The sequence below is a fragment of the Vibrio tritonius genome (assembly GCF_001547935.1).
GTDB classification, from domain to species: Bacteria; Pseudomonadota; Gammaproteobacteria; order Enterobacterales; family Vibrionaceae; genus Vibrio; species Vibrio tritonius.
Genome location: NZ_AP014636.1, coordinates 817,016 through 840,719, shown reverse-complemented (window position 1 = coordinate 840,719; position 23,704 = coordinate 817,016). Strand labels below are relative to the sequence as shown.

The 23,704-nt window shown below is 43.8% G+C and carries 23 protein-coding genes; 12 read left to right on the top strand and 11 right to left on the bottom strand.

Going from position 1 to position 23,704, the window contains the following annotated elements; all coding sequences use genetic code 11:
• Positions 1-40 precede the first annotated feature (40 nt).
• From def to JCM16456_RS19025, 3 genes are all read right to left on the bottom strand, one after another.
• Complete coding sequence (gene def, locus JCM16456_RS19035; protein ID WP_068717467.1) at positions 41-556, bottom strand: peptide deformylase; 516 nt, start codon at positions 554-556, stop codon at positions 41-43.
• Between the two features lie 51 nt (positions 557-607).
• A complete protein-coding gene (locus JCM16456_RS19030) occupies positions 608-1,072 on the bottom strand; it encodes a GNAT family N-acetyltransferase (RefSeq protein ID WP_068717465.1) in 465 nt (154 codons plus the stop codon).
• A gap of 171 nt (positions 1,073-1,243) precedes the next feature.
• Positions 1,244-1,792 carry a DinB family protein gene (locus JCM16456_RS19025; protein ID WP_068717463.1) on the bottom strand — a complete coding sequence of 183 codons (549 nt, stop codon included), beginning with the start codon at positions 1,790-1,792 and terminating at the stop codon, positions 1,244-1,246.
• Positions 1,793-2,526: 734 nt separating this feature from the next.
• On the opposite strand from JCM16456_RS19025, the gene JCM16456_RS19020 reads away from it, so the two are divergent.
• The gene (locus tag JCM16456_RS19020; RefSeq protein ID WP_068717461.1) at positions 2,527-3,903 is read left to right on the top strand and encodes an MFS transporter; all 1,377 of its coding nucleotides are present in this window, start codon (positions 2,527-2,529) and stop codon (positions 3,901-3,903) included.
• A gap of 18 nt (positions 3,904-3,921) precedes the next feature.
• Positions 3,922-5,250 (top strand): enolase C-terminal domain-like protein, encoded by a 1,329-nt coding sequence (locus tag JCM16456_RS19015; RefSeq protein ID WP_068717459.1) that lies wholly within the window; start codon positions 3,922-3,924, stop codon positions 5,248-5,250.
• 158 nt (positions 5,251-5,408) lie between these two features.
• Here the strand turns inward: JCM16456_RS19015 and JCM16456_RS19010 are convergent, their stop codons facing one another.
• Positions 5,409-5,900, bottom strand: coding sequence for a nucleotidyltransferase family protein (locus JCM16456_RS19010; RefSeq protein WP_068719054.1), 492 nt, complete (start codon positions 5,898-5,900; stop codon positions 5,409-5,411).
• 138 nt (positions 5,901-6,038) lie between these two features.
• Here JCM16456_RS19010 and JCM16456_RS19005 point away from each other — a divergent pair, with 138 nt between their 5' ends.
• Positions 6,039-6,278, top strand: a complete 240-nt coding sequence (locus JCM16456_RS19005; RefSeq protein WP_068717457.1) for an RNA recognition motif domain-containing protein — start codon at positions 6,039-6,041, stop codon at positions 6,276-6,278.
• Between the two features lie 68 nt (positions 6,279-6,346).
• Here the strand turns inward: JCM16456_RS19005 and JCM16456_RS19000 are convergent, their stop codons facing one another.
• Entirely contained in the window at positions 6,347-6,772 is a 426-nt protein-coding gene (locus tag JCM16456_RS19000; RefSeq protein WP_068717456.1) for a GNAT family N-acetyltransferase, read from the bottom strand.
• A 174-nt stretch (positions 6,773-6,946) separates the two neighbouring features.
• Between JCM16456_RS19000 and JCM16456_RS18995 the strand changes: the two genes are divergently transcribed.
• Positions 6,947-7,630: a DUF1007 family protein gene (locus JCM16456_RS18995; protein ID WP_082712381.1), complete on the top strand. Its 684-nt coding sequence runs from the start codon at positions 6,947-6,949 to the stop codon at positions 7,628-7,630.
• A 12-nt stretch (positions 7,631-7,642) separates the two neighbouring features.
• On the top strand, positions 7,643-8,698 hold the full coding sequence (locus JCM16456_RS18990; protein WP_068717453.1) for a nickel/cobalt transporter: 1,056 nt from the start codon (positions 7,643-7,645) through the stop codon (positions 8,696-8,698).
• Between the two features lie 77 nt (positions 8,699-8,775).
• Here JCM16456_RS18990 and JCM16456_RS18985 read toward each other — a convergent pair whose 3' ends face one another.
• The 4 genes from JCM16456_RS18985 to JCM16456_RS18970 form a co-directional block, all read right to left on the bottom strand.
• Positions 8,776-9,264: a porin gene (locus JCM16456_RS18985; protein WP_068717451.1), complete on the bottom strand. Its 489-nt coding sequence runs from the start codon at positions 9,262-9,264 to the stop codon at positions 8,776-8,778.
• Positions 9,265-9,336: 72 nt separating this feature from the next.
• A complete protein-coding gene (locus JCM16456_RS18980) occupies positions 9,337-9,888 on the bottom strand; it encodes a phosphatase PAP2 family protein (RefSeq protein WP_156430603.1) in 552 nt (183 codons plus the stop codon).
• A gap of 917 nt (positions 9,889-10,805) precedes the next feature.
• The gene (locus JCM16456_RS18975) at positions 10,806-11,621 is read right to left on the bottom strand and encodes a Cof-type HAD-IIB family hydrolase (RefSeq protein ID WP_068717449.1); all 816 of its coding nucleotides are present in this window, start codon (positions 11,619-11,621) and stop codon (positions 10,806-10,808) included.
• Positions 11,622-11,736: 115 nt separating this feature from the next.
• Complete coding sequence (locus tag JCM16456_RS18970; protein WP_068717447.1) at positions 11,737-12,675, bottom strand: LysR family transcriptional regulator; 939 nt, start codon at positions 12,673-12,675, stop codon at positions 11,737-11,739.
• Positions 12,676-12,773: 98 nt separating this feature from the next.
• On the opposite strand from JCM16456_RS18970, the gene JCM16456_RS18965 reads away from it, so the two are divergent.
• The 7 genes from JCM16456_RS18965 (at position 12,774) to JCM16456_RS18935 (ending at position 20,631) form a co-directional block, all read left to right on the top strand.
• The gene (locus JCM16456_RS18965) at positions 12,774-13,346 is read left to right on the top strand and encodes a UbiX family flavin prenyltransferase (protein ID WP_068717445.1); all 573 of its coding nucleotides are present in this window, start codon (positions 12,774-12,776) and stop codon (positions 13,344-13,346) included.
• Complete coding sequence (gene lpdD, locus JCM16456_RS18960) at positions 13,343-13,726, top strand: prenylated flavin chaperone LpdD (RefSeq protein WP_068717443.1); 384 nt, start codon at positions 13,343-13,345, stop codon at positions 13,724-13,726. The genes JCM16456_RS18965 and lpdD overlap by 4 nt, the downstream gene beginning before the upstream one ends.
• Positions 13,727-13,736: 10 nt before the next feature.
• Positions 13,737-15,236, top strand: a complete 1,500-nt coding sequence (locus JCM16456_RS18955) for a UbiD family decarboxylase (protein WP_068717441.1) — start codon at positions 13,737-13,739, stop codon at positions 15,234-15,236.
• Positions 15,237-15,251: 15 nt separating this feature from the next.
• Positions 15,252-15,971: a DUF554 domain-containing protein gene (locus tag JCM16456_RS18950; protein ID WP_068717439.1), complete on the top strand. Its 720-nt coding sequence runs from the start codon at positions 15,252-15,254 to the stop codon at positions 15,969-15,971.
• A gap of 500 nt (positions 15,972-16,471) precedes the next feature.
• Positions 16,472-17,842: an ammonium transporter gene (locus tag JCM16456_RS18945; protein WP_197655245.1), complete on the top strand. Its 1,371-nt coding sequence runs from the start codon at positions 16,472-16,474 to the stop codon at positions 17,840-17,842.
• 353 nt (positions 17,843-18,195) lie between these two features.
• The gene (locus tag JCM16456_RS18940) at positions 18,196-18,999 is read left to right on the top strand and encodes a phosphate/phosphite/phosphonate ABC transporter substrate-binding protein (protein WP_068717435.1); all 804 of its coding nucleotides are present in this window, start codon (positions 18,196-18,198) and stop codon (positions 18,997-18,999) included.
• Between the two features lie 18 nt (positions 19,000-19,017).
• On the top strand, positions 19,018-20,631 hold the full coding sequence (locus JCM16456_RS18935; RefSeq protein WP_068717433.1) for a sensor histidine kinase: 1,614 nt from the start codon (positions 19,018-19,020) through the stop codon (positions 20,629-20,631).
• Positions 20,632-20,757: 126 nt separating this feature from the next.
• Here JCM16456_RS18935 and JCM16456_RS18930 read toward each other — a convergent pair whose 3' ends face one another.
• Together JCM16456_RS18930 and JCM16456_RS18925 are read right to left on the bottom strand one after the other, a co-directional pair.
• The gene (locus tag JCM16456_RS18930) at positions 20,758-22,074 is read right to left on the bottom strand and encodes an HD domain-containing phosphohydrolase (RefSeq protein ID WP_068717431.1); all 1,317 of its coding nucleotides are present in this window, start codon (positions 22,072-22,074) and stop codon (positions 20,758-20,760) included.
• Positions 22,064-23,698 carry an EAL domain-containing response regulator gene (locus tag JCM16456_RS18925; RefSeq protein WP_068717429.1) on the bottom strand — a complete coding sequence of 545 codons (1,635 nt, stop codon included), beginning with the start codon at positions 23,696-23,698 and terminating at the stop codon, positions 22,064-22,066. The genes JCM16456_RS18930 and JCM16456_RS18925 overlap by 11 nt, the downstream gene beginning before the upstream one ends.
• Positions 23,699-23,704: the final 6 nt, after the last annotated feature.

Below are 23,704 nucleotides of genomic sequence, written 5' to 3'. Positions count from 1 at the left end.
AGCTCAGCTTCTCTTTTTTTCTGTATCATTTAAGGCAACATTACGCTGAATGCTTTTTCGCTTCACGCTGGTATTTTTTCACTTTCTTCATCGCCATATTACGTTTGAGAGGCGACAAATAGTCGATAAACAAATTGCCTTTTAGGTGATCAATTTCATGTTGCATTGCAATAGCTAAAAACTCATCACTTTCAATGGTAATTGGGTTGCCATGACGATCTTGCGCTTTGACAACAACAGAATGGTAACGCTCTACTTCAGCGTAATAATCAGGCACCGACAAACAGCCTTCTTCACCTAGCTCTTTATTCTCACCGCTAACCACTTCTGGATTCACTAAAATCAATGGTTCGTTACGCTCTTTTGATAGGTCGATAACCACAATAGCAAGTTGCTCTGCAATTTGAGGCGCTGCTAAACCAATACCATTACTGGTTGCGTAGAGGGTATCGAGTAGATCATCAATCACAGGCTGCACTGCATCAAAATCAGTAATAGGTTTTGCGACCAATTTTAATCTCGGATCTGGGATAGTAATGATTTCACGTACCGCCATAATAGTTCCTCACTCTTTCTTTATATTATGTTTATTAAATGCAACCGGCCGTTAGCCATGTTGAAATCGCTGGCGAGTTACCCAGCCCCAACGTGGGCACTGATACTCATCATCGATAAAATGCCCTGCAGTATACTCGTTGACTACGCTGCGCCAAAATACCGAGGCGTGCGCTGCACCTTGCACTTGTTTTATTTCCCAAGTGCCCCGCAGTTGCTCAAATAAGGAAGAAGCAAACTGACGTCCTACTTGCTGCCCCCGAAAATAAGGAATGACATAAAAGTCACAAATTTCAAAATGTTCGTTAGGCCCATATTCTATCGCAGCATGCCCTGCCGGGATGCCGTCAACATAACACAAATAACCAATAATAGGTCCACCTAACTCGGTATCAAGGGGGAAAATTCCGTTTTCATCCGGTTTTTTACTCATGATGCGGGAAAATTCAGCTTCATAAGCTTGAGCCAGATTATGATAGATTTGTCTGTTTTTTGATGTCACGGCGACGATTTGCATACAATTTACTTTGAGTAACGATTCGTTGTGATGATGAAATTAGGGGGAAGAGTTTGGCACATTCACCCACAAAACGAAATGGCTAATATGGGTATTATTGATATCCAAATGACCTCAAAATGTAGAATTTGAAGCTTCATCAACGAGCATCTTAACATGGCTCAGATTTGTTTAATTAGAAGGGGTACGTTCGAGCAATTCTGGTACCACATGGGGCAAATCAGTCACCCCAACATCAAGACCGAATTGACTTAAAATACAGGCTAATTGCCCTCGATGATGAGTTTGATGATTAAATAGATGTAACAAAAACGCATTGAGGTCCATGTCCATTTCTACAGCATCTTCACCAACATAATGCACTCTCTGATGACACAAATCGTTGGAAAGATGGTGCGTCATATTGACAATCAAATGGTCAACTTCTTCTCGTTTCTCAATAATGGCATTAAGATCATCAAGAAACCGCTGATCATCCCAGTCAAACGTTACCCCTTGCAGATCCTTTTCACTGATAACCAGTTGATGCTGCACCAAACAATTTAGCATAGTGATATCAGACTGAAGTAAGTGATTCCAATAATCCAACACACTCACAAAATACGAACGCGTATTACGTTGTAACTGCGCACTAGAAAGATGGCGACAGGCCGCTAATAACTGCACATTCATTCGTTGATTGTAACGAGCCATCATTACAAAATTTGACGCTAAATCCATTTCGCCTCACTTTATCAGGGCATTAACCCAATAAAAAACTTTGCCAGCTTATTGTTTATGGATGTCATCCAAATGACACGCAGCCAAGCTGTTGCAGCGCATCAATACCACCAGCATGTAACACCACCCAACTTAACCCAAACGAGTCGATAGCTAACGAAAAAACTCGCTAATTTCTCTGGTTAATTAATGAATTTATGTATATAAACGTAGCTGTCTAATATTGGTGGTAAGAAAAACAATCGATGTTAATGCCATATCGAGTTCCGTAATAAAAATGAGCAATTTTTATCGTTCACCCGTGATGAAACATCAAATATCCTTACTAAACAATGAGTAATAGTTACTCATATTTCCCTTAGATAATCAACATGGCGACATCATATTCTACAGTTCATAAATGAAGCTAGCTCACATTACCAATATCTTACCCTCTGAATTCATTCACTAATCCCCCTAATCATCACCAAAGTGTGGTAACTCCCATTCAATTCCACCTTATTCAGTACCTACTTTTTAATAGCTCGCTGTAACCAAATGTGACCCTGTTCAATTATTAACCTATTTATGTGAGCCATGGAACGCCATTTGTACTTCTTACAAATAAACCCACTCACAAACACAAGCATCTTTGGTCTGCAGTCCAATGCAATCCATTGCTAAGCAATTCACAATAAACACTATCTACACAAAAATAAAAAACTCATAAAATCAATAACATGAGGCACACCCCTATGGAACAACTCAAAGATAGAACTGTGTCCGCGACTAAACAGTCAACGCACACTCGTTATTGGATAGTAGCCATGCTATTCCTGATCACCTCGGTAAACTATGGTGATCGGGCCACCTTATCCATCGTGGGCTCGCCCATGTCACAAGCCTTGGGATTAGACTCTATCGCGATGGGCTACATCTTTTCTGGATTCTCTTGGGCCTACGTCATCGGTCAAATACCAGGCGGCTTATTGCTTGACCGCTTTGGCTCAAAACGCGTTTACCTCTGCTCTATTATCACTTGGTCTCTGTTTACGTTTGTACAAGGGTTTATTGACATATTCCCAGGCGGCTCGGTCGTTGCTGTACTGTTTCTTTTGCGCTTTTTGGTTGGGCTATGCGAATCTCCTGCATTCCCGGGCAACAGTCGTATCGTCGCAGCTTGGTTCCCAGCACAAGAAAGGGGCACCGCATCGGCCATTTTTAACTCAGCACAATATTTCGCAACAGTTATTTTTGCGCCTATCATGGGCTGGTTAACCCACGCTGTAGGTTGGACTCACGTCTTCTTCTTTATGGGTGGTGTTGGTTTTGTCGCAGCAGTGCTATGGCAAAAAGTGATTTACCCACCAAAACGTCACCCAACCTTGTCCCAACAAGAATTGGAATACATGGAAGCCGGCGGTGCATTAACCAATCTTGATGCCCCCGAAGAAACCGACACCAAAGGTAAAAAAACAACCTCAGCGCCAGTCATTTCAAAAAAAGCGGCCATTAAAGACCTACTTGCTTCACGAATGATGTTAGGTATTTATCTTGGTCAGTACTGTATCAATGCATTAACGTACTTCTTTATTACTTGGTTCCCTGTTTATCTAGTCCAAGCTCGCCATATGTCGATTCTGGAAGCTGGTTTTATCGCAGCCATTCCGGCTATATGCGGTTTCTTAGGCGGCATTTCTGGAGGGGTCATTTCCGACTTCTTACTGTCGCGCGGCGTGTCTTTAACGTGGTCACGTAAGATCCCAATTATTGGTGGGATGCTACTTTCAACGTCAATGGTAGCGTGTAACTACATCGATACAGAATGGCTCGTGGTTGCCTTTATGGCTTTAGCCTTCTTCGGCAAAGGTGTTGGCGCCTTAGGTTGGGCAGTGATGTCTGATACTGCGCCAAAAGAAGTGGCAGGGCTAAGCGGCGGTATCTTCAATACCGTGGGTAACCTGTCTGGCATCGTAACCCCCATCGCTATCGGCTATATCATCGCTGCGACTGGTTCATTTAATGGTGCATTAGTCTATGTTGGCGTGCACGCGCTCATCGCAGTATTTGCTTACTTAGTCATCGTTGGAAAAATCGAACGTCTTAACCTATCAAAACAATTTGATGCCTAGTACGGATAAGGAAAGTTCATGAGTTCTCAATACCCTACAATCACTCGTGTTGAAGTTGTGCCCGTGGCTGGCTTCGACAGCATGTTACTCAACATTGGGGGCGCCCATGGCGCCCTATTCACCCGCAATGTGGTCATTGTGCACGACAGTGCTGGACATCAAGGGCTGGGAGAAGCCCCGGGCGGCGAAGTGATTGAACAAACTCTGCGTTCTATTGGCGAACGCCTTATTGGTGAACCAATTGTTCACCTTAACAAATTGATTCATCGTGCGCACTTTGCCCAACAAGATGATGATTACGAAACCTTTGGTAATGGCGCATGGACCTTTGAACTGCGTGTTAACGCCGTTGCGGCAATGGAAGCAGCGCTGCTTGATTTGATGGGACAAATCTTAGAAGTTCCTGTCGCTGAGTTACTTGGCCCCGGCAAACAGCGTGACGCTGTCACTGTGCTGGGTTATCTGTTCTTCGTTGGCGACAGCCGCAAAACTGATATGCCCTATCCCGCCGAAGAAGGTGGGCATCCTTGGTATTCAATCCGTCGCCGCGAAGCCATGACCCCCGGCGCGATTGTTGAACAAGCTGCAGCAGCCAAAGATCGCTATGGCTTTAAAGACTTTAAACTCAAAGGTGGTGTCCTGCCTGGTGAAGAGGAAGTGCTTTCGGTCGAAGCTCTCGCCAGTGAGTTCCCTGATGCGCGCATTACCATTGACCCGAACGGCGCTTGGTCATTAAACGAAGCGATTCGTCTGTGTAAACCGCTTCGCAATGTGTTGGCCTATGCAGAAGACCCATGTGGTGCAGAGCAAGGCTTTAGTGGCCGTGAAATCTTAGCCGCATTTCGCCGCGCAACAGGTTTGCCTGTTGCCACCAACATGATCGCCACCAACTGGCGCGAACTGCAAAGTGCTATCGTACTGGATGCGATTGATATACCTTTGGCTGACCCGCATTTCTGGACACTTTCCGGTGCAGTACGTGTTGCTTCACTGTGTAATGATTGGGGACTCACTTGGGGCTGCCACTCAAATAACCACTTTGATATTTCATTGGCGATGTTCACCCAAGTTGGCGCAGCCGTTCCAGGAAATCCAACCGCGATTGATACACACTGGATTTGGCAAGAGGGTCAACATCTCACCAAAGATCCTTTGCAGATCAAAAATGGGCAAATCGCCGTACCAGATCGCCCAGGACTGGGTATTGAACTGGATCGCGAGCAGCTAAATAAAGCCCATGAGCTTTATAAGCAACTTGCGACAGGCCGACGTGACGATGCCCGCGCCATGCAATTCTTAATTCCCGGCTGGACATTCGATCGTAAACGCCCTGCGTTAGTTCGCTAACATCAATTTCACGCAAAAGACATCGACGTTGTTAGAGAACTAAGTGTCGCAGTTATTATCTGAATTCTGGCAAAAGTTGATAAATAATAAATGGTCCACTCACTGAGTGGACCGTTTGTCTAAGTAAGTCAGTTAAGACCCCTTTAGCTATGTGGCACTTAGCTCTTTTGCAGTTGCAACTTTGGCCACAGCGTTTGCCACTTTTTACCTTCGACACGTTGGATAAACGTTGACCAACTGCGCTTAGGATTGTAAGTAATCTGCAGTGCAAACAGTGATTCCCAACCAAATGCCGCTAGAAATTCCAATTTGTCGTTATGTAGACGCACCGCGACTGCCGTTTCACACTCTGGCCAATAACTCATTGCATCTTGGCAATCCACATAAGGCAAATCCCCATTACGCTCATACATCAATGCTTGGTTCTTCACTTGCCAATTCACGGTTGGCAGCAATTGGCTTAATCTCTTTTCGAGCTTTATTTGCTCAGATTCAGTGCCATCTTTAGCAAAATAGATCACATCCACATCATGCAGTACCGTATTGTGTTGATAGCCGTGCAGACGATCCCACACCAAATTGCGAACAAAGCCAGCAGCAATCCATGCATCCGGTATGGCTAACGACTGTAACGTTTTGAGGATTTCCATACGAACGGCGTCTTGTTCGATCCAAATTTGTAGCGTTTTCAGCTCCGCTTGCAAGCCTATCTCCTTAAATCTTCGCTTGGTTTTATATAACGACAGTGCGATAATCGCGCCGCAATTTATCAACCCACAGGGTTAAGTATGAAACTTCTCGTTCGCAATTTAGCGCGCACTACAACCGAACACGACCTTCGCGTTCTTTTCCAAGCTCACGGCACAGTCACTACCTGCAACCTCGTTCTTGACCAAGAAACTGGGGCATCTAAAGGATTTGGTTTTGTGGAAATGCCAAATGCAGAAGAAGCGAATAACGCTATCTCTCAATTGAACCTGAGCCAAGTGGCAAAAAGCAAAATTAGAGTTAAACCAGCTCAAAACTAATTGACCTTGCCAAGTGCGTATCAAGCCAGCGTATCGCTGGCTTTTTAATGCCCATGTAAAACAGGACGTTAAGCCAAATCAAACACCATCTCTTCTACCACTTCCATTTGGTGTGATACTGCAAAGCCTAACCTCATATACAACGACTTCGCAGGGTTTTCAGGAAAAACACGCAAACGCAGCTGTGTCATACCCAACTGACTTGCATACTCTTTAGCCCACTTGATTGCTTGTGTCCCTACACCACCATTTTGATATTGCGGCTCAACCTGCAAATCACGGATATAAAGCGCCTCAGTTGAGCGAGAAAAACGAATCACACCAACGCGCACATCGTCCACCACGATGTCGAAATTTTCGAAATGCTCCCATGAATCATCAAACATTTCATCATCCCAATTAATGCCGTGAGTTCGGTAATACTCCGCCATATTCGTTTGAGTTATCTGTCGAGCATAAGCTTTATCTTGCGCTTCACAATATTGTGTTGTCACTGCACTTCCTCCTGATCCTGACTGTCATCAGTATGACACCAGCTAGCTTATCATGCCTAACTAATGTTTAGAAAAGAATCAGTTACACTATAAAACCATCGCCACTGACGCAACTTTGACTTTTCCCATTAGGAAAATATGTTATAACATAGCAATCTTAATTTAATTGATGATATGACCGTGTCGTTCTCAGCTTTTCACCGCGCGATAAGTCGCGTATCAATCACATGCCTTACTGTATGTAGCCTATTGTCGCTTTCATTCAATGCCAATGCGCATCCCCATTCTTGGATCAATATGACGACCCAAATCCAAGGAACAGATAAAGCCATTACTGGGTTCCACATGATTTGGCAATTTGACCCTATGACCACTGCTTACCTGTTTGATGGTGAAGATATGTCGCCAAAACATAAGCAAGAAACTCTTGATAAATTGGCAAAATCCATCCTCAACAACATGCTATCTACGCACTATTTCACGTACTTTTACCATGACAAAACACCAATTAAGTACAAGACAGGTGAGTCACCAGTATTAACAACCGAGCGGGGAAAGGCCACATTTACCTTCGATTTACCACTGGCTAAACCTTATCCTCTGACTCAAGACCCTCTCAAATTGCTGATTTTCGATCCAACTTACTACGTTGATATGTCGTGGAAAAATCGCAGTAGTATTGAGCTAAGTTCTGCTTTAGCTAAACAATGCCAATTCGAGATTGTGGAACCACACCCAACAGCAAAAGAGGTCGCTTACGCAACTGACCTACCAGCAGATGCCGACCCAGACGACACATTAGGCCAGCTTTTCACCCAATCGTTAGTACTAACCTGTCAACCGACCACTCAGCCTTAACAGGGAGTTTTTATGGCCCAGCATCACGCCCACCATTCCCCGGATAAATCTGCCCTTTCAGCTCGTTACCTCACACCAGCCAGACTGGTAACTTTAACCACTGTTGTGCTCTCATTAGCCGTCATTGTGCATTTGATATACCAGTGGTGGCCGCATCTATTGATGATCAGCATTCAATGGCAACGCAGCAGCGTAGAACAAATTAGCGATTTAATTTATTCGGCGACACAAGACCCTTCAGCAATGTGGTCGCTGGTGGAAATCAGCTTTCTCTACGGCATTTTTCACTCGATTGGGCCTGGCCATGGCAAGTTAATTGTTAGCTCTTACCTTGCAACTAATCCTGCCAAAATAAATACCGCGTTATGGATTACGGTGATTTCTGCACTGGTACAAGCCTTAGTGGCGATTGCCATTGTTTCTGTGTTTTTGTTTGTCATGCATTTAACCATGCATCATGTAAACCAATTTGTAGAGCAGATCTTTAACGTCAGTTACCTCGGTGTGTTATTGATTGGCGCAGTGATTTTTTATCAAGGCGCACGCTATTTTTGGCAGCGATTGGCTCAAAGAAAGCAACATGGCGAGCATTCCCATAAACATGAACAGCATCATTCTCACTCTCATTCGAGTCAAGCGCATCACCATCAACACAGCAATGACGGAACTTGTTCGTGCGGTCATAAACACAGTGCAAGCCCCCAAGAGCTAAACCATGCATCCACATTAAAAGAGTATGCGGCTATTATCGCGAGTATTGGAATTCGGCCATGTACTGGAGCTATTTTGGTGCTGCTTTTTGCTAACCTAGCTAATGTATATTGGTTAGGTGTTGCCAGTGCAATATTGATGGCCGTAGGCACGGCTTTTACCACATCAACTATTGCTCTGCTCACTGTATCGGGCCGAAAAGTAGTACAGCACTATCTAACGGCAAATTCTCAATCCTCTTTCCCTTGGGTATGGCCACTAGTACGGATTTTTTGTGGACTTGCGCTTATCATCGTTAGCTATTTACTGGCTCACCAAAGCGGCTTTGGCGTATCACCAGTGTTTAACGTACGTTAACTGCTATATTTTAAATACAAAAAAAGACTGGTCACTTCAAATCCAGTCTTTTTTTACATCGCTTTTCTACAGAGCGGTTAGAACATGTAGATGGTCGCTGTCATACTGATCGTACTAATGTCTTTTTTGTCCAATGAGTAGGTCGCATACTCAACCCCCAACGCTATAGGACCTAAAAAAGTGTAATCAGCGCCAATGGCCCACATTGCATCTAAACCATCATCATCGGCAATGCTGGTGTCATCATCGCCTTCTAACACCCATGAGTTGAGCCCCAACTTGGCATACACCTGCACTGGACCGAAATTCAAGTTAGGTTTAATCACACCATATACCGACTCACCATCTACTTTCCCTCCACCGAGGTCAAATTTACCAAACCCAGTGTAACCTGCTTCTAACCCCACCCATGGCATAATACCGGTACCGACAAATAAAGAGTGTGCAATGGAATTATCAGAATCATACTCGGATGACCCCACCGATACGCCGCCATAAACCAATGAGTCAGCTAAGACAGGGCTGGAGGTCAACAGCACCAACATGCTCAACAATAATTTTTTCATAATGTCCCTTTGGTTCTATTTGTACGTTAAACATTCTCACTAACGGGCAGAGCAGAAAAGTTACCACCATCATCAATATTTAAGTGATGCGAAAAGCCCTACACTGTCACCATCAAACGTTGGTACAAGCGCTAAATTAGTCACGCTCCATCCTGCTTCACTAATAGCGTATTGGATGCCTGTCGCCAAAGCAGCGCCGGCAGCAACGTCGCGCCAATAATGATATTTATTTTCCACTCTGGAGTAACCAACTACACCTGTAAGCATATAAGCAGGTAAACCATATTGCCAACCGTAGCGAAATTGTAGGTAAGCAGCCCCCTGAGCTGCAGCGGATGTATGACCCGAAGGGAAACTATAGTCACGTCCATTAGGACGTTCAGCGTTAATAGTAATCTTCAACATGTGTGTAGAAAACGACGTCCAAAAGGCCCCTTCCATCAGCTGACCAAAGCCCTCTCCGTCAAGTTTTGCCGCAGAAATAAAAGCAGCCCCCGTTGGAATACCCCATTGCAGAAAATCCCCGGTCTGCTCTAACGTTTCGCTCTTTGCATGCACAGCACTTGAAACACACAAAAACGACAGTAGCAGCCCAGATACCAACGATTTACCCACCATCTTCATAGAGATTTCACCTAAATTGAGTTCAATAGGTTGCCTTGTTGCTTTACAAATTGAACGGAATTAGACAAAACGTTGCTGATTACGACATTTCGCCCCAATAAATTACAAAAAAATCAATAAAAAGTTAGAGACAAATATAATCACTAGCAAAACGCACACAACATTTAACTAAAATAAATAACCATTTGATTATTCGATATAAAAAATATCAATTACTTAAAAATAAGCATCGATATTAAAATTAAATAAATTCAAGCTAGATTCACTAATTAACCCAAATCGACAACAACCCTACATTAAAATCCGATCATCCAAAACATCACTAAAAACAGCGACAGATCAAAATTTTAACCATTATTAATCAATAGTTTAAACGCAAACACTGTAACCACTTTTCTTTTCTAGCTTTGATAGAATCATAGTAGACTGGTTTCATTAAAATGCACAAAAATAAGAGGGTAATTTTGAGAATATAGTGAATAACTATTCTAAAGAGGTATAAAGTGGAATATTAAGAGTTACCACTAAATAATGATGAAATGTATAAAAATAAACATTTTCCAATTATGAACATCAGAAGAATGCATATACACCCAAGTAACCTCAAGATGCGGTTTCAGCGAGAATGTATTCGCTCATAGGCAAGACACCGATTTGAATATATAGTGATTCTACGTAGCAAATCGGTAACGCAGCATAGGAGCGAATACAACTCGCCCCTTAGGGATGGTTTGAGAGGCTATCCTCTAAACAACTGTTCCTAGTTATGTTCAGTTTTACGCATAAGGCGGATGCTGATAAGCAGACCCTCTTTGCCAAGGATGACAAAGAGGGTCTGCGTTCAGTATTTGCCTAAATGACCTACATTTAGGAACAGTGATTTAGCCTTGCTAGAGGATAGCGCACCGCAAGAACAATCAAGCATTAAAAGGCGCTTGGCCTGATACCACTTTTTCAATAACGTTTAATGCGCCAGCTTGTTCGTTGGTCTCGGTGTGATAACGAGCTACGGCTTTGACTTTGTCGGCCGCGTTGCCCATAGCAAATGAGTAACCAACCAGTTCCAGCATCTCTTTATCATTGAGGCTATCACCAATGGCGACACATTCAGATGGGTCGATGTCAAAACGAGCCAAGACTTTCTTCAGGCCATTTGCTTTGTGCAGGCCCGGAATGATCAAGTCAATAAAACCGAAACCACTTGAAACCGTATGAACCACATCACCAAGCTGCTCAGCAAGTTCAGCAATTAAGGTATCAGCATGGTCTACCGTGGTCTTGATTGAAAACTTAAACATCACATCATCAATTGCACGAATGCTTGCTACTTTTTCTAAACGGGCATAATGGTGCGAAGCAATGTCAGCAAATTCTTGGCTAATATGTGGCAGCATGTAAGCACCATTGAGGCCACACGCAACATAATCAATTGATGGGTCAGCATCGAGAATGGTATAGACTTTATCGAGAGCATCTTCAGTCATTACACCATGGAAAATCTCTTCACCATGTAAGTACAGTAGTGCGCCATTTTCGGCCACAAAAGAAATTTCATTAGCGACTTCAGGGAAGTAAGAGACGAGCTGGTAATACTGGTTACCACTGGCGACAATAAATTCGATATCTTGATCTTTTAATTGTTGATACAAAGCGAGAAAACGAGCTTTGTCATAATGCTGGTTCGGATCAAGGAAAGTACCATCCATATCCACCGCGATTGCTCTAACGGACATTCAATTCACTCCTATTTCATTACGAATTTGTTCCTCAATACAGATAGACTGGCTGAGGCTTATAATTGTGGGCTCAGAATAGCATGAAGTAGCGACAAAAGTGTAAACGTTTAACTTAGATTTCTGTATTCACGCGATGGCGAGGATGATTAACGATTTCGTTAATAATATGTTCTCTAAACCACCGATGTGAACTGTCGTTATTGAACTTTTCATGCCAATAGACTGAGTGCTGCGATTGCGCCATTCTAAACGGCAATTTGCGGTAGGTTAAACCGAAATCTTTGGTCATATTGGCGGCTTGATGCAAAGGAACTATCGACACCATATCACTATTGCGAATCGCACAATACATAGAGATATAGCCCTGTACAGACAGCTTAATGTTGCGTTTAAGCTTGTGATTATGGAAATAGCGGTCGATCTGTTTAGCGCTTCCTCCCCCGGTAATGGTTTGAGCGTAGGGGTATGAGAGCATCTCTTCGGTCGTCACTTTTTCTTGCACACTTAGAGGATGCCCTTCACGCATCACCATCACCCAGTCATCTTTGTCCACCACTTTACGAATAAAGTTCGGCGCAAAATCCTCATCAATGGTAATCACAAAATCAATCAACCCCTCAAGCAGCAAACTGCGGGCTTGGCGGTCCCAGTTAATCACACTAAACGACACGGCAGAATCATCATTCATATATGGCTGAATGACATCCGGCAGAATGTAGACGCTGACGTAGTCTGGGCAAGCGATAATAAACTCACGCTTATCTTTTAACGGATCGTAATTGGCGGAAAAAATATCAGTAAGGCCATTAAGTACCAAAGAGAGGGTCGCTTGGATTTCTGATGCGGCCGGCGTCAGTTGCATTCGGCTACCAACACGCACAAGCAACTGATCGTTAAGGACTGTTCTTAGCGCTGCCAGATGCTTACTCATGGTCGGTTGAGCGATGCCTAGTGAATCTGCGGCAGCGGTCACACTTCTGTATTCCAAAAGGGCGTTCAGCGGCAGTAACAGATTCATATTTATATTGTTTAACGGTTTTACTGACTTCATGAACATTCCAAAATGTAATATTTGGTATTCATATTACGTTATAGATTAGCCAAGCTCAATCTCTATACTAGAAACCCTGTTCTAACTAGGGGTAACACATGACTACGCGCAGAATAGTGGTGGGAGTGAGCGGCGCCAGCGGCGTGCAACTTGCTTTTCGACTACTCAAAGAATTACGTAATCACCCAGAGATTGAAACGCACTTAGTGGTTTCCGGTGGTAGTGAACGCACGATCGAAATGGAAACCGATCACGACATATTAGAACTCAATTGTCTCGCTGATGTGGTGCATGACAACGAAAATACCGGCGCCAGTATTGCCAGCGGAACGTTTCGCATCGAAGGCATGGTGGTGGTTCCCTGCAGCATGAAAACCTTAGCAGGGATTGCGCACGGCTATTCCGATAATCTGCTACTGCGAGCCGCCGACGTAAACATCAAAGAACGTCGTAAATTGGTCTTGGTCGCCCGTGAAACGCCATTAAGCCGCCTGCATCTAAAAAATATGCTCACCGCAACGGAATATGGCGCGGTCATCATGCCGCCAATGCTCACTTACTACAACCGCCCAGAATCGATTGAAGATATGGAGACCCATGTCGTCGGTAAGATTCTTCATGAATTTGGTATTGAAGCAACCCATTACAAGCGGTGGTGTGAAGACAAATGATCTCCTTAATCAAAGCGCGCCAAGGAATCCAAGTTCGACTCGATATGATTCCCATCGGTGATGACTACAGCGTCATTCTCTCTGGGGGTGATAAACCCCACATCGGTGCGAGCGCGCTTGCTCAACCCAGACCCAGTTTGCAACAAGGTGGCAAAATCAGCGCCAGCACGTCAGTGATGTGCGTGCTTGGTCATAAAGAAGATTTGCTGGCTCATCATGTCGCACAAGAGCTGGCGTCACGGTTGAACAGCGTAGTGAGTGTCAATTGCGGTATCCATATTGATGACGCCTTCCCTACGCAAATTAAGGTGATTCAAGAATTGGTAACGGATCTGATTGAAGATCTGTTTGCCGAACAAGAAAAAGATTCCAACTTATAAAGGAAATCCTATGAAAAAATATACTGAACAAGATTATGCCCAAGCACGAGAAGAGATTGTTGATCTTCGCTCTGCGATCAAGTTCTTATCCAAATACGAAGGTCAAGTGCTTGAAACAGATGTAGAAGTCGATCCCGTTGGTGAACTCTCTGGTGTATACCGTCACATTGGTGCGGCAGGTACCACCATGCGTCCTACCAAAGAAGGCCCAATGATGATGTTTAACAACGTCAAAGGCTTTGATAACAAACCGGTTGCGATCGGCGTTCTCGCTAGCCGCTCTCGTACTGCACTGCTGCTTGGTCATGAACCTGAATATCTTGGTCACGCCATGATGAAAGCCGCCAACAACCCAGTAAAACCGGTTTTGGTAGAAGAAGCACCTTGCCAAGAAGTGGTTTACTACGCCGATGATCCCGATTTCGATATTCGTAAAATCATTCCAGCGCCAACCAACACGGTTGAAGATGCAGGCCCATACGTAACACTGGGTTTGGTTTACGCAGAAGACCCAGAAACCGGCGAAAGTGATGTCACCATTCACCGTCAATGTTTCCAAGCGCGCGATGAAGTGTCTATCTTCTTCTCTCCTGGTCGTCACATTGATGTGTTCCGCCAAAAAGCGGAAGCTGCTGGTAAAGCACTGCCAATTACCGTGAACATCGGTCTTGATCCAGCAGTGTATGTCTCAGCTTGTTTTGAGCCACCAGTAACACCACTTGGCTTTAACGAATTGGAAATTGCGGGTGCATTCCGCAACCGTCCAGTGGAATTGGTTCAAGCGAAAAGCGTGAACACGAAAGCCATAGCCCACGCAGAAATCGTGATTGAAGGAGAAATTCTACCTGATTACCGCGTGGTGGAAGACCAAAACAGCCACACCGGCAAAGCGATGCCTGAATTCCCAGGATACACAGGTGGTGCAAACCCTAGCCTTCCTGTGATTAAAGTGAAATCCGTTACCACTCGCACTAACCCAATCACCCAAACCTGTATCGGTTGTAGTGAAGAGCACGTAAGCCTTGCGGGTATCTGTACTGAAGCCAGCATTCTTTCAATGACAGAGCGTGCTATGCCAGGTCGCGTGCAAAACGTTTATGCGCACTCTTCAGGCGGCGGTAAATTGATGGCAGTAATGCAATTTAAAAAGCTGTCCCCTAAAGATGAAGGTCGTCAACGTCAAGCCGCTTTAGTCGCGTTTGGTGCCTTCCCTGAACTGAAAAACCTCATCATCGTTGGCGAAGATGTCGATATCTTTGATAGTAATGATGTGATGTGGGCACTAAACACCCGCCACCAATCCGATGTTGATACCATCGTGATTCCTGGGGCAAGTACGCACGTATTGGATCCATCACAAATGCCTGACATGAGCCCTTCTATTAAAGGCCGCGGTATCTCTTGTAAAACCATTTACGACTGTACTGTTCCTTTTGAGCTAAAAGACACGCGTTTCCAACGTTCACAATTTATGGAAGTCGATTACCAACGCTTCCTTCCAAAAAACTAATTTAAGGGTATCTCCATGATTGGTCCATTTATTAACGGCGCGGCAGTGATTATCGGTGGTGCTGGTGGTAGCTTTCTTGGCAGTAAAGTCAGTGAACGTGTACGTAATGGATTGCCTTTGATTTTCGGTCTAGCCTCTATGGGGCTAGGCTTGGCAATGACCGGACGTGTACAAAACTTATCGGCTGTTATCCTCTCTGTTCTTATCGGTTCTATTTTTGGCGAAGTGATCAATCTGGAAAGCCACATCCAGACGGTCGCTGGTAAGGTGAAAAACTTTATGGGTCGCTTTGGCAGCCCTGCTGGCCATAACCTAACTCAAGAACAGTACATGGAAAAATTCATCGCCATTTTGGTACTGCTGTGTGCAAGTGGTACAGGTGTCTTTGGTTCAATGAATGAAGGGATGACCGGCGATCCAACCATGCTGATCATCAAAGCGTTCTTGGATTTGTGTACTGCGGGTATCTTCGCGATTTCGCTGGGTTTACCCGTTGCAGTGCTCGCGATTCCACAATTTATCATCCAAGCGATCTTATACTTCGCTGCGGCCTCCATCATGCCATTAACAACGCCAATGATGATTGCAGACTTTTCTGCTGTGGGTGGCTTAATTATGTTTGCGACCGGTTTTCGTATCGCAGGGATTAAATCCTTTGCTATCGCCAACATGTTGCCAGCACTCTTTATTGCGATGCCTATTTCTCACTACTGGGTAGCCATCGTCGGCCACTAAGTTACGTTTAAGCGGCTAAGCAACAAATAAACACTACGCACTGAATTCAAGAGACGATCGTCTACGGTACACTTGCCGTAAATTATCGTCTCTTTTTTGTTCAAGCCTTCCACAACACTGCGCCAACATAACGCAGGCCTTATCGCTATCTTTCAGTAATTTCACACATTTTACCCTCGCCCCAACTTGGCTCACAGTGATGCAAATACGCACACCATTTGTGCAAAACCCCATTTTAAGACCGTTTTAAAAGTGATTTTCCTCCCATAAAACACACTATTACGTCCCTTTTCATCAAAATGGAGCAGAGGATAATATCTTTACTATTTAACAGGTTAAATACCGTTAACTATCAAAACCTCCCAACACGCAAAAGAATTTTTTCATTTGGCACGAGTTGGGAATCAACTATGCATGCCGATCTAACACCTATCAAACGAACGACTTTTTTTCTTTATGAATTAGAGAGGCTATGAACTATGAAAATCGTTTTTAACAGGATGTTAATTGCAAGCCTGCTCTGTCTGCCAGCGGTTGCTATGGCTGCGGATGATCCGCTAACCGCCGACACAGTACAGAATAACCTTAACTTTGTATGGACACTGATTGCAGGCTTCCTCGTGTTCTTGATGCAAGCGGGTTTCGCGATGGTTGAGACAGGACTCACCCGAGCGAAAAACGCAGCCAACATTATGATGAAAAACATGATGGACTTTTGTATCGGTTCCCTAGCTTTTTGGGCAATTGGCTTTGGCCTAATGTTTGGTGTGAGTAACGGTTATTTCGGCACCACTGACTTCTTCTTTAGCGGTGCAACCGGTGACGATGCACCATGGAACTTCGCTTTCTGGATGTTCCAAGTGGTGTTCTGTGCAACCGCTGCAACCATCATCTCAGGTGCGGTTGCTGAACGCACCAAATTCAGTGCTTACCTTATCTACTCCGTTTTCGTTTCTGCACTGATATATCCCATTTTCGGTAGCTGGGCATGGGGAAGTTTGTACCATGGCGGCGGCTGGTTAGAAGATTTAGGCTTCATTGATTTTGCGGGCTCAACTGTCGTTCACTCTATGGGCGGTTGGTTAGCGCTGGCAGGTGCTATTGTGGTTGGTCCTCGTATCGGTAAATACACCAAAGATGGTAAAGTTCGACCACTCCCTGGCCACAACATACCGCTTGCGGCTCTGGGTGTTTTCCTATTGTGGTTCGGATGGTATGGATTTAACCCAGGTTCAACCACCACAGGTGATACCTCTATCGCGTCAATCGCCGTAACGACTACGCTCGCTGCAGCGGCTGGTTCTGTCGCAGCTATGCTCTTCACCCTAATGAAATACGGTAAAAGCGATGTGGGTATGACCTTAAACGGCGCGCTGGCAGGTCTCGTTGGGATCACAGCGGGCTGTGCGAACGTTACACCACTTTCTGCTGTTATCATTGGTGCGATTGCTGGTGTGCTCGTCGTGCTCTCTGTTCTGTTCCTTGACCGCCTAAAAATCGACGATCCTGTCGGCGCAGTATCTGCCCATGGTGTATGCGGCGCTTGGGGCACATTGGCAGCAGGTATCTTTGACCAAGCAGGCTTCTCTTGGGGAACAATCGGTGTACAAGTGACCGGCATCGTAGCTTGTTTTATCTGGGCATTTGGTACAGGTTTGATTCTGTTTAAATGTATCGATCTCACCATCGGTATGCGTGTAACAAAAGAAGAAGAGATGACAGGTCTAGACTTCTCTGAACATGGTGCAAACTCTTATCCAGATTTCCAAACCATCAGCGTAGCTTCAGACTACAATGGTTTAACTGGCAGCAAAAAAGCCCCTTCAGAATCGGCGGCTACAGTGAGTAAAGATAACACCATCCACATTTAGTCACGTAGCGAATAGTGCTTGATTGAATCATCCTTTCATTCGTACGTACGTTAACGATAAAACCTCGGGCCAAGAGCTATGCTGTTGGCCTATTTGAGGTTACTTGGGTATATAAACTTTGATTAGCTATTTCTAAACTATCCTTTCACCATAACCGACCTAAAGTTGTTTGACGCCCATCGCCTTTTTATTCACTATTATTGCCTACACTTTAAATGTTTTTTTAACGAAATGAATAAGATGCATTTGAGCTCCACATCGCAAAATACATCTTAACTTGGCTATAGAACTAGGGAAGTTTGTCTATTTCTGCACTAGGCTTGATAGTAGTTAACTAAAAGGCTGGGAAAAAAATGAAATTACTGTGGTGCATTATATGCTTTCTGTTTACCCCTTCAGTATTGGCGCAATACATCACTTTTGGCATTGTGCCACAACAGTCTGCCATTGAACTTGCAAAGAACTGGGGGCCACTCCTTTCATATTTAAGTGAAAAAACCGGCTATGACATTCAATTTCGCACAGCAAAGGACATTCCTGAATTTGAACATCGCCTTGCTCGAGGGGAGTTTGATATCGCGTACATGAACCCTTATCACTACGTGGTTTTTCATGATAAAGCCGGATACATGCCTTTAGTCCGTGAAGGAAAGAAAAAACTCAAAGGTATTTTGGTGGTCAAAAAGGATAACCCAATACAATCCATCGCTGAACTTGATAACAGTACGATTGCTTTTCCATCTCCGGCCGCGTTTGCGGCGACTGTCGTAACTGGTGCCGAACTTCGAATGGATAATATCGCCTTTACCCCCCAATACGTATCGTCTCACGATTCCGTTTATCTTAACGTCGCAAAAGGCTTTTTTGTCGCTGGCGGTGGCGTAATGCGCACCTTCAATAACACCCCGGAAGAGGTTCGTAGTCAACTCAGAGTGCTCTGGGTAAGTAAAGGGTATACCCCTCATGCGTTTGCTTATCGCAGTGTATTGTCTCACACCGCCGTAATAAAAATACAAGAAGCTCTGGTAAATTTGATGAAAACAGAACAAGGTAGATCGCTGCTAGGTAACTTAGGGATGAGTCCATTAGTTACAGCAAAAGACAGCGATTGGGATGAAATCCGAGCACTGAATATCAATGCCTTAAATAATTTGTAGCGAGTGGAATTGTTGAGAATGTCATTACGGTTTAAAACAATCATTGGTATTGCTTTAATAGAATTGATTTCATTGAGCATACTGTTGACTTTAACCCTGCGTTATTTGACTGACACGAACTATCAAGGTTTGGAACAGCGTGTTGAATCCACCATTAATTTATACCGCAGTGCCATCAAAAATCCGGTACTAAGCTATGATCTGGCAACACTCAATGATTACACTGAAACGCTCATGCAAAATAAAGACATTGAATATGTTGCGGTACTCAATAAAAACGGTCTGATTTTAGCAACGGCTGGCAACTATCCAAAAAGTTTTACCCGTTCAATGCTCGAATCCAGTGTTACCGAAGTGAACGACAGTGTCTATGATATATCACGCCCATTGAAGGACGCTGGCATCTATTATGGCACCATTTGGATGGGCTTTAATATGAATGCCCTCAATGCCAAAATCAAACAAGCTAAAAACCTAAGCTTAGCCATCATTATTGGTGAAATACTTCTCGTGGCGGTGTTCTCTTATATCTTGGGTAATTTACTCACCAAGCGTTTAGCCCGTTTAAATTATGCCGCCACAGAAATTGCACAGGGAAACTTAGATGTGTCGCTGACGATAGAGGGGTCGGATGAAGTCTCCTCTCTTTCAAACGCGTTTAATCATATGATTACTCAATTGCAAGCGAGTAAACATACAAATTTAACTTACCAAAAACAGTTAGAAGACATTAACAACTCCCTTGAAGAAAAAGTAAACAAACGCACGAGTGAATTACTTGCGGTAAATAGCCGCCTTTCCCAAACCAACGAAGCGCTACAAGAAACACAGCATAAGTTAGTTGAAACAGAAAAAATGGCCTCTCTTGGCATCATGGCGGCGGGGTTCGCTCATGAAATCAATAACCCTGCTGGCGTAATTAGTGGCAATTTGACCGTCTGCCTAAATTATGTCGATCTCTATAAGGAACTTATCGGCCGTCAGCACACCTTACTTAAAGAACACTTGAGTGAAGAACAACGAGAGGAGATCAATAAATGGTCTCAACTCAATGACATTGCTTTTATTGACCAAGATTTTCCAGATAGCATCCATGATGCCATAAAATGCATTGAGCGCATTCACGATATCGTTCAGGCACTTCAACACTATTCTACCGATCGCAATGACGCTCGGGAAACCTTGATTCCAGTGGACCTTTTCCCTTCGATCAACCGCGCATTAAATCAGGTCTATTCAGACAAATCCGTAAAGATCACCATGTCACCAAATCTGCAGAATCTACCGCGCATACTCGGTATTCCTCGCGAAATAGATAGGCTCTGTAAAGAAGTACTAAAAAATGCGATTCAGTCTTGTATCAGTAGTGAACGCTCAGATAAACACGTCAGTATTATCGGTGACTACACCGACGAATCGATCATTCTAAAAATCAAAGACAATGGTTTGGGCATTCGCGAAAAAGACCTAAAACACGTTTTTGACCCTTTCTATACAACGCTTCCCGTTGGCAAAGGCATGGGACTTGGCCTCACGTACGTTTATGATATCGTGCGCCATGTTGGAGGCAATATTGAGATAAACAATAGTGTGAATGGTGTTGAAGTCATTATCACACTGCCGCTGATTTGATGTCGTTAGCTGTTTCCTGGCAACAATAGGCGTAAACTAAAGCAATTAATTTGCTTCTCCACAATCAAAAACGGACCATAAGGCCCGTTTTGAATATCTCACTCAGTAATATGGAATTTAGATAAACTAGATAAAAATCGCGATCGGAAATTGATTTTCTTTTTCGATTTTTTTAAGTTTTTCTAATAGGTTACTGTTGATTTCCTGTCCTGCGGTTAACATCAAACTACCATTCGGCAAGAAAATATCTCGTTTCACTACCGTACCAACCTGCACATCACCGATACTGACGCAGCGCTCAATACCGTCTTTCTGGTCAACCTTACCAATCACTTTCAAAAAGGCTTCGACAATAGCGGGATCATACAAAACATCGCTATATTCTTTTAAGAAATTCTGTGCACTTTTCGCAGTCATACGATTGCGGTTGTTATCGGACGCTACGAAATAATCATAGTTTTTCACAACGCGAATAATACGAGCCCCCATCGGAATCTCATCCTCTCGAAGGTGTGAAGGTCCTCCCGTACCATTAAAGTTCTCATCTTGATGGCGAATGATATTCACCAAAGGTGCAAAACGCTTAATTTGGCCAATAATTTCTGCCCCTAACGTCGCATTCGCTTCCGGTGTAGATGGGACCCCCTGAGTACGTTTTACCAGTTCAGGTTTGTCTCCTTTACGAGCGGCTAAACCAATCTCGTGTAACAGACCGCACAGATACACTTGGTTAATTTCTTGATCAGAAAGTTTTAGCAGTGTCGCCACCGCTTTTGATTGCTCTGCAACCCGGTCTGAATGGTCTGCTGGTACTCCCGTACTGTATTGGATAATCGCTTTAAGCGTCGCCAAAATATCATTGAACGTTTGATTACGCGCTTTAAGTAGTTTTTCCAACGACACATTCGCTTCACGGAGTGCCTTTGTTCGTTGCAATACTTTAGTTTCAAGCTGCTGATTAAAGTCGGCAAGCTCTTTATTTTTTTGTTCAAGCGTTTTGGTTAACAAATCACGCTCTTGGGTTAAGCGATAAAACTCTGCTGCTTTGGCAACAACTAATTTTAACCCTTCATTGTCCCAAGGCTTTGCCAAGTATGTATGGATACCACCTTCATTTACGGCTCGAACCGTAGACTCCATATCGCTATAACCGGTTAGCAAAAGCCTCACCGATGCTGGACGCAATTGCTTAGCAATCGAAAGAAACTTCGCCCCATCCATTTGTGGCATCCGCATATCCGAAATAATGATCGCCGCATCATTCTCTTTTAGATAGGCAATCGCCTCTTCACCTTCATTAAAAGAAACGACGTTGTATTCCATTCTCAGAACGCGCGTGAGCGTTTTGATAATGTCAGCTTCATCATCCAATAATAACAAGGTTAGCTTTTCTGGCTCTTCTGTGACAGATTCATCTCTTACTTCCACTTCGTCAGTCATCATCGCGCACCCCATTTTTGTCAATCACGTAACGGACAAATTCGTCACGTTCTAACGGTGGGCTAAACAGATACCCCTGCACATATTTACAACCTTGTTTACGTAATACATCCAGTTGCCGTGCATCTTCAACCCACTCTGCGACTATCTCCATATGTAATGATTTAGCACTATCTGTAATAGAATTCAAAATAGCATCATCAGCATGAGATCTACCTAAAGCTTTGATAAAGCGACCATCTATTTTCAACACATCAAACGGGAGCTCACAAATGGTTTCGAACCCAGAATATCCCGTGCCGAAATCATCAATCGCTAAACGAACACCCAATGTTTTAAGCTCTTCCATTTCATTACGAGCGACCGAATAATCATTGATGTGTTGCGTTTCAGTTACTTCAATGTCCAACTTATCAACGTGTGCCACTGCACTGCTTTCATCTTTAAAGAGTTGGCGTAAAATCCCTTTTTCAAGCTGTGTTGCAGTCGTGTTGATCGCAATACGAATATCAATATTTTTTTCTAACAATTCAGGCAATAACGTCATTGCCTGTTTCACCACCGATTTGGTTAAATCATCAATAAAGTTGTATTTGGTAAGCATAGGGACAAACTTAGTAGGAAGTTCGTATCGCCCATTTTCTAACCGGCGCCGTACTAACGCCTCGCATCCATCCACTCTTCCTGTTTCCACATTAACTTGTGGTTGAAAGAAAGCCTCGAAGTTATCTGCCCCATTTTCCAACAAAAAACGAACTAGCTGCTTTAATTCATCCAGCTCTTCGCCTTCATCACCAAGCCAAAATAGTTGGCGTTTTCCCAGTTGTTCCATGTAGCATTTACGGTCATTAACTTCTTGTGCGGAAATCTCCTCCCAAGAACTGATTTCACTGATAAGTAAGCGTAATTTAAACTCTGGTTGCTCAGGATCGGCATGAGGGAACGCCATCATACTATCGATGGTTTCGCTTAATAGGGAGGTACTTTCTGCTGAGCAATCGACCACCACAAAGAATTTATCTTGGTCACGATACACATCAAGATTTAAGGCATTACGCAAGTAATCGCCTAGCTCTTCCAGCATACTGTTGACTTTCGGCACACCGTACGTGGTATTCAATGTATTGGTTTCTTGCAAATCAGCAATCAAAACCAATTTACTAACATCATTACCGTTATTATTTACTTCAATAGCAAGTTCATTAAGCTTACGAATGGGCTTACATTTGGTCAGAATATCAACGTGCGCAAACTCTCCTTGCTTACTTATCGCGTGGCGAATTTCCTCCACCAGCTCAACCGAATCCCACGGTTTACTAATAAATTTATGCAGTGCACCGACATTGAGCGCACGGGTAACGTCACTAAGTTCAGCTTGGCCAGAGAGCATAATGGTCGAAATATTCGGGTCAATAGTCTTAATCTTAATCAGGAGATCAACCCCATTCATTTTCGGCATTCGAAAATCAGATATGACCACACCAATGCGTTCTCTTTGCACAATCTCCAGTGCTTCATCAACACAAGTGGTGCTATAAAGCTCTGGAAATTCCATACGTAACGTACGAATTAAAGATTTGAGGATCGGCAGCTCGTCATCCACGAGCAGTATTTTGTCAAAATGCATAATGTG

Coding starts and splice junctions, on each gene's coding strand:
- def (WP_068717467.1), bottom strand. CDS start 556: ATGGCGGTACGTGAAATCATTACTATCCCAGATCCGAGATTAAAATTG.
- JCM16456_RS19030 (WP_068717465.1), bottom strand. CDS start 1,072: ATGCAAATCGTCGCCGTGACATCAAAAAACAGACAAATCTATCATAAT.
- JCM16456_RS19025 (WP_068717463.1), bottom strand. CDS start 1,792: ATGGATTTAGCGTCAAATTTTGTAATGATGGCTCGTTACAATCAACGA.
- JCM16456_RS19020 (WP_068717461.1), top strand. CDS start 2,527: ATGGAACAACTCAAAGATAGAACTGTGTCCGCGACTAAACAGTCAACG.
- JCM16456_RS19015 (WP_068717459.1), top strand. CDS start 3,922: ATGAGTTCTCAATACCCTACAATCACTCGTGTTGAAGTTGTGCCCGTG.
- JCM16456_RS19010 (WP_068719054.1), bottom strand. CDS start 5,900: ATGGAAATCCTCAAAACGTTACAGTCGTTAGCCATACCGGATGCATGG.
- JCM16456_RS19005 (WP_068717457.1), top strand. CDS start 6,039: ATGAAACTTCTCGTTCGCAATTTAGCGCGCACTACAACCGAACACGAC.
- JCM16456_RS18995 (WP_082712381.1), top strand. CDS start 6,947: ATGACCGTGTCGTTCTCAGCTTTTCACCGCGCGATAAGTCGCGTATCA.
- JCM16456_RS18990 (WP_068717453.1), top strand. CDS start 7,643: ATGGCCCAGCATCACGCCCACCATTCCCCGGATAAATCTGCCCTTTCA.
- JCM16456_RS18985 (WP_068717451.1), bottom strand. CDS start 9,264: ATGAAAAAATTATTGTTGAGCATGTTGGTGCTGTTGACCTCCAGCCCT.
- JCM16456_RS18980 (WP_156430603.1), bottom strand. CDS start 9,888: ATGAAGATGGTGGGTAAATCGTTGGTATCTGGGCTGCTACTGTCGTTT.
- JCM16456_RS18975 (WP_068717449.1), bottom strand. CDS start 11,621: ATGTCCGTTAGAGCAATCGCGGTGGATATGGATGGTACTTTCCTTGAT.
- JCM16456_RS18970 (WP_068717447.1), bottom strand. CDS start 12,675: ATGAAGTCAGTAAAACCGTTAAACAATATAAATATGAATCTGTTACTG.
- JCM16456_RS18965 (WP_068717445.1), top strand. CDS start 12,774: ATGACTACGCGCAGAATAGTGGTGGGAGTGAGCGGCGCCAGCGGCGTG.
- lpdD (WP_068717443.1), top strand. CDS start 13,343: ATGATCTCCTTAATCAAAGCGCGCCAAGGAATCCAAGTTCGACTCGAT.
- JCM16456_RS18955 (WP_068717441.1), top strand. CDS start 13,737: ATGAAAAAATATACTGAACAAGATTATGCCCAAGCACGAGAAGAGATT.
- JCM16456_RS18950 (WP_068717439.1), top strand. CDS start 15,252: ATGATTGGTCCATTTATTAACGGCGCGGCAGTGATTATCGGTGGTGCT.
- JCM16456_RS18945 (WP_197655245.1), top strand. CDS start 16,472: ATGTTAATTGCAAGCCTGCTCTGTCTGCCAGCGGTTGCTATGGCTGCG.
- JCM16456_RS18940 (WP_068717435.1), top strand. CDS start 18,196: ATGAAATTACTGTGGTGCATTATATGCTTTCTGTTTACCCCTTCAGTA.
- JCM16456_RS18935 (WP_068717433.1), top strand. CDS start 19,018: ATGTCATTACGGTTTAAAACAATCATTGGTATTGCTTTAATAGAATTG.
- JCM16456_RS18930 (WP_068717431.1), bottom strand. CDS start 22,074: ATGATGACTGACGAAGTGGAAGTAAGAGATGAATCTGTCACAGAAGAG.
- JCM16456_RS18925 (WP_068717429.1), bottom strand. CDS start 23,698: ATGCATTTTGACAAAATACTGCTCGTGGATGACGAGCTGCCGATCCTC.